This is a genomic window from Pseudorhizobium tarimense (assembly GCF_022968135.1).
Lineage (GTDB): Bacteria > Pseudomonadota > Alphaproteobacteria > Rhizobiales > Rhizobiaceae > Neorhizobium > Neorhizobium tarimense.
Map to the genome: position 1 here is coordinate 210,280 of NZ_JALJRA010000005.1, position 13,414 is coordinate 223,693.

The 13,414-nt window shown below is 61.0% G+C and carries 10 protein-coding genes; 9 read left to right on the plus strand and 1 reads right to left on the minus strand.

Annotation, left to right across the window (positions count from 1 at the left end; genetic code table 11):
* Positions 1 to 36: 36 nt before the first annotated feature.
* From MUU54_RS07755 to MUU54_RS07780, 6 genes are all read left to right on the plus strand, one after another.
* A complete protein-coding gene (locus tag MUU54_RS07755) occupies positions 37 to 294 on the plus strand; it encodes a helix-turn-helix domain-containing protein (RefSeq protein ID WP_247243457.1) in 258 nt (85 codons plus the stop codon).
* Positions 295 to 378: 84 nt separating this feature from the next.
* Positions 379 to 1,932: an ABC transporter substrate-binding protein gene (locus MUU54_RS07760; RefSeq protein ID WP_247243458.1), complete on the plus strand. Its 1,554-nt coding sequence runs from the start codon at positions 379 to 381 to the stop codon at positions 1,930 to 1,932.
* 52 nt (positions 1,933 to 1,984) lie between these two features.
* Complete coding sequence (locus tag MUU54_RS07765; RefSeq protein WP_247243459.1) at positions 1,985 to 2,932, plus strand: ABC transporter permease; 948 nt, start codon at positions 1,985 to 1,987, stop codon at positions 2,930 to 2,932.
* Positions 2,929 to 4,725 (plus strand): dipeptide/oligopeptide/nickel ABC transporter permease/ATP-binding protein, encoded by a 1,797-nt coding sequence (locus MUU54_RS07770; RefSeq protein WP_247243460.1) that lies wholly within the window; start codon positions 2,929 to 2,931, stop codon positions 4,723 to 4,725. Before MUU54_RS07765 ends, MUU54_RS07770 begins: the two co-directional genes overlap by 4 nt.
* Positions 4,722 to 5,522, plus strand: coding sequence for an ATP-binding cassette domain-containing protein (locus MUU54_RS07775; RefSeq protein WP_247243461.1), 801 nt, complete (start codon positions 4,722 to 4,724; stop codon positions 5,520 to 5,522). Before MUU54_RS07770 ends, MUU54_RS07775 begins: the two co-directional genes overlap by 4 nt.
* A gap of 170 nt (positions 5,523 to 5,692) precedes the next feature.
* Positions 5,693 to 7,738 carry an NAD(+) synthase gene (locus MUU54_RS07780; protein WP_312038810.1) on the plus strand — a complete coding sequence of 682 codons (2,046 nt, stop codon included), beginning with the start codon at positions 5,693 to 5,695 and terminating at the stop codon, positions 7,736 to 7,738.
* Between the two features lie 24 nt (positions 7,739 to 7,762).
* Here the strand turns inward: MUU54_RS07780 and MUU54_RS07785 are convergent, their stop codons facing one another.
* Positions 7,763 to 8,827, minus strand: a complete 1,065-nt coding sequence (locus MUU54_RS07785; RefSeq protein ID WP_247243462.1) for a LacI family DNA-binding transcriptional regulator — start codon at positions 8,825 to 8,827, stop codon at positions 7,763 to 7,765.
* A gap of 134 nt (positions 8,828 to 8,961) precedes the next feature.
* Here MUU54_RS07785 and bglB point away from each other — a divergent pair, with 134 nt between their 5' ends.
* From bglB to MUU54_RS07800, 3 genes are read left to right on the plus strand one after another with little or no spacing between them, the layout of a single operon-like run.
* Positions 8,962 to 10,062, plus strand: coding sequence for a beta-galactosidase BglB (bglB, locus tag MUU54_RS07790; protein WP_247243463.1), 1,101 nt, complete (start codon positions 8,962 to 8,964; stop codon positions 10,060 to 10,062).
* Entirely contained in the window at positions 10,059 to 10,895 is an 837-nt protein-coding gene (gene kduI / locus MUU54_RS07795) for a 5-dehydro-4-deoxy-D-glucuronate isomerase (protein ID WP_247243464.1), read from the plus strand. The genes bglB and kduI overlap by 4 nt, the downstream gene beginning before the upstream one ends.
* A 10-nt stretch (positions 10,896 to 10,905) precedes the next feature.
* Entirely contained in the window at positions 10,906 to 13,380 is a 2,475-nt protein-coding gene (locus MUU54_RS07800) for a hypothetical protein (protein WP_247243465.1), read from the plus strand.
* The last annotated feature ends 34 nt before the right edge of the window (positions 13,381 to 13,414 follow it).

A 13,414-nucleotide genomic window follows, 5' to 3' on the forward strand; every position in this document is an offset into this window, starting at 1 on the left:
TCGGCCGGCACTTTTCTCATCAGGAGGGAGGCAGTCATGTCAGGTAACGTTGAGATGACCTCGGTCGAGGACGATACGCTCGGCGGCCGTATCTCGCTGGCACGCGATGCGGCGGCTCTGTCGGTCGAAGAGATGGCATCGATCCTCGGCGTGGAAGAAAGAACCTGGAGCAGCTGGGAGAACGACCGTGCGGCACCGCGCGCCAATCGCCTTGGTATGCTTGCAGGTGTGCTTCAGGTGAGCATCGGCTGGCTTCTCAGCGGACGAGGAACGGGGCCCGGCTACAGCGTATAGGCTTTGACGTGAATGATGCCTTGCCATCCAAGATGACAGGGCTACCTTATTTTCGAAACGTGCCAAATCGAAAGGATCTTCCCCATGAAGAGGCTGTTTCAAGGCGCGGCCGTTGCTGCCGCCATCGCACTCGCCAGCTTTTCGGCGCAGGCGCAGACGCCGCCCAATGTGCTGATCGTCGGGCAGATTGCGGAGCCCAAATCTCTTGATCCACATGCGGTCACCGCAACCAATGATTTCCGCATCCTAGTCAACCTGTACGACGGTCTCGTCCGGTACAAGGATGGAACGCTCGAGGTCGAACCGTCGCTTGCAGAGACTTGGACGATCTCCGACGATGGCAAGACTTACACCTTCAAGCTCCGCGAGGGCGTGAAGTTCCACGACGGGTCCGACTTCAATGCCGAGGCGGTGAAATTCAACTTCGACCGCATGCTGAAGGAAGATCATCCCTTCCACGACACCGGGCCGTTCCCGCTCGCCTTCAATTTTTCGGCGGTGGAGGCAGTTAACGTCATCGATGAGAACACGGTCGAGTTTAAGCTCAAGGAGCCGTTTGCTCCCTTTCTTTCCAATCTGGCCTATCCGACAGGATTGATCATTTCTCCCGCCGCAGTGGAGGAGTACGGCAAGGACTTCGGACGCCATCCATCTGGAACTGGTGCCTTCAAGTTTACCGAGTGGCAGTCCAACCAGTTGGTCGCAGCCGAGCGGAACGAGAACTATTGGGACGGGGCGCCGAGCCTGGAGGCAGTTGTCTTTCGGCCGATCACCGATTCCAACACCCGCGTTGCGGAGATGCTTGCCGGCGGCATCGACATCATGGTGGAGGTCCCGCCCGACAATCTGGCTTCGTTCAAATCCGACTCCAACTTCAAGGTAGCGGAACAGGCCGGTCCGCATGTCTGGTTCGGTATTCTCAACACCAAGGAAGGCCCGTTCGCCGACAAGCGGGTGCGCCAGGCTGCGAATTTTGCGGTCAACAAGGAAACGCTGGTCAACGATGTGCTGCAAGGGACGGCGACCGTTGCCGCTGGGCCCATTCCACCAGCCTTCAACTGGGTGAACAGCTCAGTGGAGCCCTATCCCTATGATCCGGAGCGAGCAAAGCAGCTTCTGGCGGAGGCCGGAGTGGAGGATCCTAAGCTCACGTTCTACGTGACCGAAGGTGGCTCCGGCATGCTGAACCCGGTCACAATGGGCGCTGCCATCCAGGCGGATCTGGAGGCTGCCGGGTTCGCCGTCACGATCGAAAGCTATGAGTGGAACACGTTTCTCGGACGCGTCAACGAAGGGCTCGAAAGCAAGGCAGACATGGCCGAAATGGCTTGGATGACGAACGATCCCGACACCCTGCCGTATCTGACGCTCAGGACCGAAGCTCTTCCGGCGAACGGCGGCTTCAACTCCGGCTACTACTCGAACCCAGAACTGGACCAGCTCCTGGAGCGCGCGCGCAGGTCGACGGATCAGTCTGAAAGGGCGGAGCTCTACGCACAGGTTCAAGAGATCGTGCATGACGACGCGCCTTGGCTGTTCGTTGCGAACTGGAAGCAGAATGCAGTGACCACCGCCGCCGTCGAGGGCTTCGAACTGGAGCCGTCCTTCTTGCTGAATCTGAAAGACGTGAGCAAGTAATCAGTCTCGGCCTGCCCGGCTTTGTCGGGCGGGTCCTTTACGGAGGCTGGCCATGTCCGCCTACATCCTAAAGCGGCTGCTTTCTATCATTCCCGTCCTGTTCGGCCTGTCGATCATCGTCTTCCTGGTGATGTCGATGATCCCGGGCGATCCGGCGATCGCAATCCTTGGCTCCTATGCAACGCCCGAGAATGTCGAGCGCATCAACAGGGATCTCGGCTTGGACAAGCCGCTCGTGCAGCAATATTTCATCTGGATTGGCAATGTCGTCCAAGGAGACTTCGGCCGATCCTTCGCCCTCAACCGTCCGGTGCTCGACGAGGTGCTGGAGCGCTTCCGGGCGACGCTGATCCTGGCCGGCGTTGCTCTCGTTCTGTGCTCGGTGATGGGCCTTATTGCAGGCGTCATCTCAGCGGTGCGCCAGTTCGGATGGGCGGACAAGGCCATAACCTTCGTCGTACTCGCCGGCATCTCCATGCCATCCTTCTGGCTGGGCCTGATCCTGATCCTGCTCTTTGCGGTGCGGTGGCGGCTGCTGCCGGCCAGCGGCATGTATGCGATCTATGGTGGCGGCGACCTGAAGGACCTGCTGCTCCATCTGATCCTTCCGGCATCGACGCTCGCGGTTGTTGCCGCAGGCGTGATCGCAAGGCTGACCCGGGCGGCGATGCTCGAGGTCTTGCGGCAGGATTTCGTGCGCACGGCGCGAGCGAAGGGGCTTCCAGAACGGCAGGTTATCTACCGGCACGCCTTTCGCGCGGCTCTTGTTGGGGTCATCCCCGTGATCGGCATCCAGGCTGGCTTCGTCCTAGGAGGGGCCGTGTATATCGAGACGGTATTCCAGTGGCCGGGAATCGGCGCGATGCTGGTAAAGGCCATTTCGACGCGCGACATCCTGCTTGTCCAGGGGGGCGTCCTAATCGTCGCGTCAAGTCACGTGCTATTCAATCTCGCTGCAGACGTCGTTCAGACCATGCTTGATCCGAGAATTCGCGCATGACGGTTGCAACGAGTTCAGGGCCGACGCCAGCGGGATCGCGGAATCAGGTATCCGCATGGCGACTCCTTCTCAACAATCGATTGGCGGCGGTGGGGCTTGTCCTGCTGTCACTGCTCGTGTTGGTGGCGCTTTTGGCACCCCTCTTGCCGCTTCCGGATCCGGATGCGACTGCGCCGGCAGAACGACTGCAACCGGTGCTTTCGCAGGGGCACCTGCTTGGCACAGATCAGCTCGGGCGGGATATCCTCAGTCGCCTCACTTGGGGTAGCCGCGTTTCCATGGCCGTCGGTTTTGCGGCCACGCTGGTCGCTGCGGCGATCGGCTCAACAATCGGTCTAGTGTCCGGTTACGCCGGAGGGCGAACAGACAACCTGATGATGAGAGGCGTCGACATGCTGATGGCCTTTCCCTACATCCTGCTGGCGCTTGCCATCGTCGCAGCGCTCGGCCCAGGGCTGATGAATGCCCTCTACGCGATCGCCATAGTTAACATCCCGTTCTTCGCTCGTAACGTGCGCGGCGTGACCCTGGGGTTGTCGCATGCCGAGTTCGTGGATGCGGCACGTCTCTCCGGCAAAGGGCACCTCTCGATCATCACCACGGAGGTCTTGCCGAACGTCCTGCCGGTGATCGTAATCACAATGTCGACAACGGCCGGCTGGATGATCTTGGAAACGGCGGGCTTAAGCTTTCTCGGCCTGGGTGCGCAGCCACCTCAGGCGGATCTTGGGTCTATGCTGGGCGAGGGGCGTGCACAGCTCTTTACCGCGCCGCAGGTCTCCATTGTGCCTGGCGTCATGATCTTTCTCATCGTGATCAGTCTGAATGTCCTAGGCGACGGCATCCGCGACGTGCTCGACCCGCGTTTACGCTCCGGGGCGCTTCTTCGGCCCGGCCCACGGACTGAAGTTCACTCTGATCGAGCGCAGCCGGCGAATGGTTTCCCCAGTGCGGTGCTCAATGTCGAGGGGCTCGAAACGGGCTTTGTGCGCAACGGGCATTATTCCTCTGCCGTCAAAGCGGTGTCTCTTCACCTGCATCCCGGCGAGTGCCTTGGTTTGATCGGCGAAAGCGGCTCCGGCAAGAGTGTCACGGCTCTTTCGATCATGGGATTGGTTAACTCGCCGCCGGGGGTGATCCGCAACGGAGGCATTTATCTCCACGGCGATGATGTGCATTCAATGCCCGACACGCGGCTGATCTCCTGCCGCGGGAGCCGCGTCGCCTATATCTTTCAGGACCCGCTGACGACACTCCACCCGATGCACACGATCGGCCGTCAGGTGGAGGAGGCGATCTCCGCGCATCAGAGGCTGGATCGGCGTGCGCTTCAGGAGCGTTCGGTCGCACTGCTGGAGCGGGTCGGCATTCGCGACGCAAGGGAGCGGGCGAAGCACTACCCGCATCAGCTGTCAGGCGGTCAGCGCCAGCGTGTCGGCATTGCGATGGCACTTGCAAACGATCCGGACGTCATCGTCGCCGATGAGCCGACCACTGCATTGGATGTCACGGTGCAGGCTCAGATCCTTGGTCTGCTCAAGGAGTTACGAAGGGAGCGCGGGATGGCGCTTCTCTTCATTACGCACGACTTCGGCGTCGTCGCCGAGATCTGTGACCGCGTCGCCGTCATGAAGGATGGTGTGGTCGTGGAAACGGGGCCGACACAAGAACTGCTGGCTGATCCCCAGCACGACTACACGAAGCGCCTAATTGCGTGTGTTCCGGAAATCGGGCGTGGGAGCGACTTCCTGGCGCGGGTGCGGTCAGTCTTCGACGCGGGAAACAAGCCATGACCGACAATGCGATCCAGGTCAGGGAGCTGACCAAGACCTTTGGCGAGGGCCGTAGCTTTCTTGGCCGGGAACGGCATGTGGTGAGGGCGGTCGACGGCATTTCTCTTGCTCTTCGAAGTGGTGAGACATTGGCGGTGGTCGGGGAGAGCGGATCGGGAAAGAGCACGCTCGCGCGAATGCTAGTGGGGCTCGAGGAGCCGACATCGGGCGAGATGTTTATTGCTGGACGGGATGCGGCAGGACTGCGGCGGAGAGGACCACGCGCCTTCGGCAAGATCGTCCAGTACGTCTTCCAGGATCCCGTCGCTTCCCTCAACCCGAGGAGGACGATCCAAGATATCCTTGAGGTGCCGCTGAAGCTGTTGAATGGATACGACGCAGGTCGAAGACGAGCGCGAATGACCGAGCTGCTCGATGCAGTGCATATGCCGGCTGACACGCTGAACCGTTATCCCCACGAGTTTTCCGGCGGGCAGGCTCAGCGCATCGCGATCGCCCGTGCACTCGCGGCGGAAGCACAGATCCTGATCCTCGACGAGCCGGTGAGCGCTCTCGATGTCTCCGTACAGGCACAAGTTCTGTTGCTGCTCCAGGATCTCAAGCGGAGGTTTGGGTTGTCCTACCTCCTTATCAGCCACGATCTGGCTGTTGTGGAGGCCATCTCGGATCGCGTTGCGGTAATGCTCCTGGGGAAGGTCGTCGAGGAAGCGCCGGTGCAGGAGGTATTCGCTCGGCCACAGAACGCCTACACGCGCCAGTTGATCGCCAGCGCGCCAAAGCTTAGGGCGAGCGAATAGTCACTGCCCTCCAAACTTGGCTGTTGGATGCGACAGGGTGACAAGCGGCAGTGTATGCTCGCAAACAAAATGCTTGCCACAGGCAGCCGAAGGCCCAATTCATTCGCGACAGCAGGAAGCAGAATGCCTTGGTGATTGCTTGCGCAGATGAGACGAGGAGAGTGAACGTCGTGAAAGACTTCTATTCGATGTACAGCCACGAGTTCCTTCGGGTCGCGACCTGCGTGCCGAGCACGGAGGTGGCTGATCCCGATTTTGCGGTGGAAGAGACGCTCCGCCTGGCAAAGCTCGGAAGCGACGACGGATGCGCCGTGATGCTGTTTCCCGAACTGGGTCTCTCGTCCTATGCCATCGACGATCTTTTGCTGCAGGATGCGCTTCTCGATGCAGTCGAGGCAGCGATCGGTAAGATGATTGAGGCGAGCAAGGATCTCTATCCCGTGTTGGCGATCGGGGCGCCGCTTCGGTGCGAAGGACGGCTCTATAACTCCGCCGTCATCATTCACGGCGGCTCTATCCTTGGCGTTGTCCCGAAGTCCTACCTGCCGAATTACCGAGAATTCTATGAACGCCGCTATTTCTCCCCAGGCGCGGGAGTGTCCGGCGCTTCCATTTCCGTAGCAGGGCAGCGGGCTCCGTACGGGACTGATCTGCTTTTCAGATCGGAAGGCGGCGTCCCCTTCACCTTCCATGTGGAAATCTGCGAAGATTTTTGGGTCCCGTTGCCGCCCTCGACACGTGCAGCCATGGCGGGGGCTGAAGTGCTCCTCAATCTTTCGGCGAGCAATATTACGATCGGCAAGGCAGAGACGCGCCGCATGTTGTGCGCAAGTCAGTCCGCGCGGACCGTCTCGGCCTATGCCTATTCAGCGGCGGGTCCAGGCGAGTCCACCACCGATCTGGCTTGGGACGGCCATGCCGCCGTCTTTGAATATGGCGATCTGCTGGCAGAGACGGAGCGGTTCCCGACGAGCGGTACCTTTGCCGCGGCCGATGTCGATCTTGGTCGTCTGCGGCAGGAGCGTATGCGTCTCAACAGTTTCGGCGACAACAGCCGCGCGGAGCTTGACCATGCTGATCCGTTCCGGATCTTGACCTTCAAGCTGGATCAGCCTTCCAGTTCTGTTCCTCTACGCCGCAGGATCGAGCGCTTCCCCTATGTCCCGTCTAATCCGGGCCGGCTCCGCGAAGATTGTTACGAGGCCTATAACATCCAGGTCCAGGGTCTTGCGAAACGTCTCCTTGCAACGGGAGTCAGGCATCCGGTCATTGGCGTCTCGGGCGGCCTGGACTCGACGCAGGCGCTCATCGTTGCCGCCCGAGCGATGGACATGATCGGCCGCGACCGGAAGGACATTCGCGCCTACACCCTGCCTGGCTTTGCCACCTCCGACACGACCAAGGGGAATGCCTGGACCCTGATCAGGAGCCTCGGCGTAACAGGCGAGGAAATCGACATTCGGCCCGCCGCGCGCCAGATGCTGGCGGATCTCGGCCATCCCTTCGGTGCCGGAGAGCCCGTTTACGATGTGACCTTCGAAAACGTGCAGGCGGGACTGCGGACAGACTACCTCTTCCGCATCGCAAACCAAGTGGGAGGGCTGGTGGTCGGAACCGGCGATCTGTCGGAACTCGGGCTTGGCTGGTGCACCTATGGCGTTGGCGATCACATGTCGCACTACAACGTCAACGCCTCGGTGCCGAAGACCCTGATCCAGCATCTGATCCGCTTCGTGGCGCATTCCGGTGACGTTACCCGCGAGACCGCGGAGGTTCTGGAGGCAATCCTCGCGACGGAAATCTCGCCCGAACTCGTGCCGCCGGACGAGGAGGGCACCCTGCAGTCAACGCAGGATATCGTAGGCCCCTACGCGTTGCAGGACTTCAATCTCTTTTACCTCACCCGCTACGGCTATCGCCCGTCGAAGATTGCGTTCCTGTCCTACAGCGCCTGGAGAGACGCAGCAACGGGCGCGTGGCCCGCAGACATTCCCGAAGATGAGAAACGCGCGTACTCGCTGGCGGAAATCCGGCACTGGCTGGAGATCTTCCTTCGGCGTTTCTTTGCCAGCCAGTTCAAGCGATCGACGTTGCCGAACGGACCGAAGATTTCTTCCGGCGGTTCGCTGTCGCCGCGGGGGGACTGGCGAGCGCCGTCAGACAGCAGCGCCAAGGTCTGGCTGGCGGAACTGCAGGAGAATGTGCCGCTCGAATAGGAGCGGCAGGTCACCCAAGGAAGCTCAAGCGCCAGGCGAGGCGCCGGTCGACCGCCTCGGTGCTACCGATTGTCGCTCAACGATGTAACAGGCAAGCTCGATTCGTCGCGGCAAGGCCGGCAGTCCGGAACATATGTCACGCAGCAGGTCCACGCTCGTGGTGCCGATTTCGCGTGCAGGAATGTGGACCGTCGTCAGCGGCGGATTGAGAAACGCTGCCTGTGGAAGGTCATCCATCCCCATGACGGAGACATCGCCCGGAACCGAGTAACCGGCTTGTTGCAGAGCCGCCATGGTGCCGACTGCGAGGCTCTCGCCTGCCGCGAGAACGGCCGTGAAGTCGAGGCCGCGTTGGCGTATTCGGTGGCCGATCGCCTGCTCGGCAAGCTCTGGAAGCCAGTCATCCACGGCCATGACGAGATCGTCGGAAGACGCGAGACCCCTTTGTGCAAGTGCATCCTGCCACCCCTCGCGCCGCCTCACGATGGTCCTGCGTCCAGGCCGCATCAGGAAGAGGATGCGCTCATGGCCCTGGTCTATCAGATAATCGGTTGCGACCTGCGCCGCTGACCTGTTGCAGGGGGTCACGCTCGAAAGGCGCATGAATGGGTCGTCGCCGTTGACGAGAACCACCGGCTTGCCGATCCCGCGGGTTGCGGCCAGGGTCCGTTCGTCATCCACGGTCAGGAAGAGCAGACCTGCGACCTCCGGGTCTTCCCGAGCCTCGTCGAGGACTTCGCGCTCCTCGAGTTCATCGCCGATAGGCCGAGCAATCAGTTCGATGCCGAGCGCCTGTGCCCGCTCCCGGATACCCTCCAGTACGTATAGTGTGAACTGGTTTCGCACGTAGTCGATCATGGCGGCACCGGAAGCCGCGAGGATGACCTTGGTGCCTGGCGCGGGATTGGGGAGTGCGTAATTGGAAGCCTTGGCTGCGTCCAGGATACGCAGACGGATATCGTCTCTGACGCCCTTCTCTCCCGACAGTGCTCTGGAGACGGTGCTGAGGGAAACGCCCACGCGCGCTGCGATGTCCTCAAGCCTCACGCGTCGAGGCTTCTTTCCCCGCTTACCGTGTCCAGTGTCCATGACGCCCCTCCAGACTTGATGATTGCAAAAAATTTTCAGATTGCGCAAGAAATTTCAAGATGATTACATCCTGCTGCTGCCAGGAGGAGGGGCGCCGATATTCAGCGCCCTAGTCAGCTAGGAGGAAGTTGCGAATGCAGGATGCGGCGGCCGATCTGCGCCGAAAGCTCGATCTGCTCGTGTCCGGGATGACCGGGCTGCGACACGATGGCCGCTTCGATGAGCCGAATCTCGACGGTACGGCTGGCGACTATATCTCCTTCGAAAGCTGGGAGTGGCCGCAGGGTGTCGGGCTTTACGGGCTTATCCGGCTTTGGCAGTTCACCGGCCGGGAGGACCTGAGGCACTTGATTGAAGACTGGTACTCTGCCCATCTTGTTGCCGGCCTTCCTTCTTTGAACGTCAACACGACCGCGCCCATGTTGGGACTGTCTGTCTTGTGGCAGGAAACGAAGGATCCGCGATGGCAGGGGCCGCTTGACGATTGGGCCAACCGGGTCATGCGGGAGTTGGGACGGACGGAAGAGGGGGCCTTTGAGCACCATGTCTCGGACAAGATCAACCACCACGAACTGTGGGACGACACGCTTTACATGGTGGCGCTGTTCCTCGCCTCATACGGACAGGCAAGCGGGAGGCAGGAACTGGTCGACGAAGCGGCTCGGCAGTTTCTGGTTCACACCCGCTACCTAGCGGACAGAAAGACCGGATTGTGGTTTCATGGATGGACCTTCGACGGAAGGCACAATTTTGCCGAGGCCAGGTGGGCACGCGGAAATGCCTGGATCACAGCAGGCATGCTTGACCTTTTCGATCTGGCCGAGATGCCCGAACCGGTAAAGGCGTTTCTACTCGGCGTGCTTGCTGCACAGGTAGATGCTCTCCTTCCGCTTCAGGCGCCGTCCGGCGCATGGCGAACTCTGCTCGACGACCCAAGCTCCTATGAGGAGATCTCGGCCACTGCCGGGATAGGGTACGGGCTTCTCAAAGGTTACAGGCTCGGCCTTGGAACGCCAGCGTGGCGGACAGCGGGCATGAAGGCAGTCGAGGCCGTGTTGAAGAACATCGACGACACCGGAACCGTGCTCAACGTCTCCTACGGGACGCGCATGGGCCATGACCTGCAATTCTACAAGGACATCCCGATCCAGCCGACGGGCTACGGGCAGGCACTTTCGATCCTGTGCCTGTCCGAGGCGCTTCGGCATGTCGATGCGGAAGAACAGGCGGCATGACCATGAAGATCTTGTACGGGGCGGGCCCTCAGGACATCAAGGAATACGACACCGAGCGGCTGCGCGCGGAATTCCTGATCGAAGATCTCTTTCGGCAGAATGAAGTCCGGTTCACCTATACGCATGTCGATCGGCTGATGCTTGGCGGTGCAGTTCCCTCTTCAGAGGGGCTGACCTTCGGAAGCGGCGAAGAGATTGGCACGCCGTATCTGCTGTCAGCACGTGAGATGGGAGTCGCCAACCTGGGCGGTGCCGGCACGATCATCGTCGACGGGCAAAGCTTCGTGCTCGAGAACCGCGACGTGCTCTATATCGGCCGCGGCGCCCGGAAGATCACGATCTCGAGCGAGACGGCGGAGATGCCGGCACGCTTCTACATGAACTCTGTGCCAGCCGGTTCCGATTTCCCGCATCGATTGATCAAACAGGCCGAGTCGAAGCCGCTCGATCTTGGTGAGGAAAAACGCTCAAACAAGCGCAGGCTGCGGATGTACATCCACCCGGAGGTCTCGCCGTCCTGCTTGCTGCTGATGGGCATTACCGATCTTGCCGAAGGCAGCATCTGGAACACCATGCCGCCGCATCTGCATGAGCGACGGATGGAGGCTTATTGCTACTTCGACCTCGCGCCGGAAGAGCGGGTCATCCACCTGATGGGCCGTCCGGAGGAAACCCGGCACCTCATCGTGGCGGATGGCAATTCGGTTCTGTCGCCGGCATGGTCCATCCACATGGGCGCGGGCACCGGCCCTTACGCCTTCGTCTGGGGCATGACCGGCGAGAACCAGGAATATAACGATGTCGCCCCCGTGGCCCTTTCCGATTTGAAATGAGCGCACTTTGATGAACGCTGAAACACACTGGCTGCAGAAGGCGCTGAACCCTGGAGAAGCCGTCCGGTATTGGCAGGTTGGTGCTATTGCCGAGGAACGCTTCGATGTGCCCGATGCACCGATGAAGGGTGAAATGGATCCCTTCTTCTTCCTGACCAAGGTGAAGAACTTCATCCCCCACGAATACCCCTGCCGCACGATCTTCGCGGAGACTTATCGCGGCAAGCGTCCCGATGTGCGTGGGGTGTTCGAGCCCAAGCGATGGTGGCTGCCCTTCGGTTCGCCGCGGCTCGACCTTTCCGGCTTCTGGTTCCGTCCGACGCGGCTGGCGACCTGGGCTCGTACCTTTATCGACGCCGAGACGGCAGGCAGTGCCATTATCCGCTTGGGCACCTGCGGCGGCGCAGTCGTCTGGCTGAACGGCCAGGAAGTCGGCTGGATGGCACCCTATAGCCGAAATCTGGAGGCCAAGCAGGAATTCGAGCTGCCGCTGACGCAGGGGATCAACGAACTCACGATCTTCTTCGAAGATCTTGCCGAACGCGACGCGCGGTATTTCTTCCAGCTTGACTATCTTTCGGGACCGAAGGCCCACCTTTCGCTGCCCGTTCCCGTGCCGGGCTCTGTTGCGGAAAGCCTAGAGGCGGCACTCGATTGCATGCATTTCGACCGGCCGCATTATTTCGCCGGCGATATCACGTTGCGCCTGGCACAGCCGCTGCCGCTCGACGTGCAGGTGAACGTCGCGATCGAAGGCGACTTCATGTCGAGGGAGCGCTTCGACTACGACTTTGAGCTTCCTGCAGGGGCGCAGAGTCTTGTTGTCGGCCCTGCCGAGCAGGCGCCGGCGGACTTCCGGCATTTTCGGATCACGCTGAAGGCGGGGGGCTTCGTGGCGGCACGGTCGCTCGGTGTCGAGATCTGCCATGCGGAACGACAAGGCCCGGCGCCGACGTCCCTGCAGCAGCGGATAACGGAGACGCTGGACGAGGTTTCGGAGAACTCGGAGCGGGACACCGTCCGGGCCTTTGCTCGTCTTGCGAGCGGACGTGCCGGAGCGGAAACCGACGCGATGATCGAGGAGATCCTGCCATCGATCGAGGACTGCCATGACTGCGCCGATTTCTCGCTGGTGCCGCTGATCTGGTCGCGTACGATGTGGGGCGACGACATCAACGTAAAGACCCGGACTCGTATCGACGCCGCCATTCTCCAATACCGTTATTGGATGGACGAACCCGGCAATGACGTGCAGTGGTACTTCTCTGAGAACCACGCGCTGCTGTTCCACACCTCCGCCTATCTCGCCGGTCACCTGCTGCCGCAAGAAACTTTCGTGCGCTCTGGCCGCAAGGGCAGCGAGCAAAGCAAGGTGGGCGCCGAGCGCGTCCGCACCTGGCTCGACCACTTCGAGAAATGGGAAATGGCGGAGTTCAATTCGGCACCGTACTTTCCGATCGATCTGAAGGGGCTGACGGCGCTTGCGGCGCTTGCGCCGGACACAGATATTGCCGAACGAGCTAAGGCCGGCATCGTCCGCCTCTGCGAGATCATCGCCCGTTCCGCCCATCACGGCATGGTAACGGCGGCCCAGGGGCGTTCCTACGAGCACACCCTGTGTGCGGGCCGGTCGCTGGAGCTTTCCGGCGTCGCACGCCTCCTCTGGGGCAAGGGCTGGTATGGCCGGCGTGTCCACGCACTGCCGCAGTTGGCAGTCTGCCTGCGCGATCACGGGCTGGAGATCCCTGCTGCGCTGGCACCGATCGCCGATCATCGCGACAGGCGGCACCAGGAGTGGCGCTTCGCCCAGGGTGAGAACCGTATTGCAGCGCTCTACCACTACAAGGGCGAGCAGTTTGCCATAGGCTCCACCGTTCATTACCGCTGGGACGAATGGGGCTATCAGGAGACCGTTCTGCATCTGCGGATTGGCGAGAAGCCGGAGGCGGCCATCTGGATCAATCATCCCGGCGAGACCATCCAGTTCGGCTATGGCCGCCCGTCCTACTGGGGAGGATGCGGAACCGTTCCGCGGGTCCAGCAGTATCGGGGCCTGGCGATCCTCGAGTTCGTGCTGAAGCCGGAGCAGCCCGATTTCTCTCATGTGTGGTTTCCGCAGGAAGAGTTCGATGAGGTTCGCCTGTCCGGTAACATGGCCTACGCCAGAAGCGGAGGTGGGGCAGTCTTTCTAAAGGGAAGCAATGCGCTGACCGCGGTAACCGAGGGACCCTCTGCCGGAAACGAACTGCGCCAATACGGAATGACCAGCCGCTGGATCGTGCGTGTCTGTGAGGCAGGCGACCTGACTTTGGTCGAGACGCGATTCTCTGAACTGGCCGTGGTCGAGGACGCTGACGGCACTCTGGTGGTCAGCGATCCTGAATATGGAGACGTTCGCTTTCATGCCGATGGATCGGTGGATGGCGAGGGTCGCCGGCTTCAGCGAAGTGATTATACGGTCGCGGGCGATGCAATTATGCTCTAGCTCGTAGCAATCGGACGGGAGGAGGCCCCGTTCA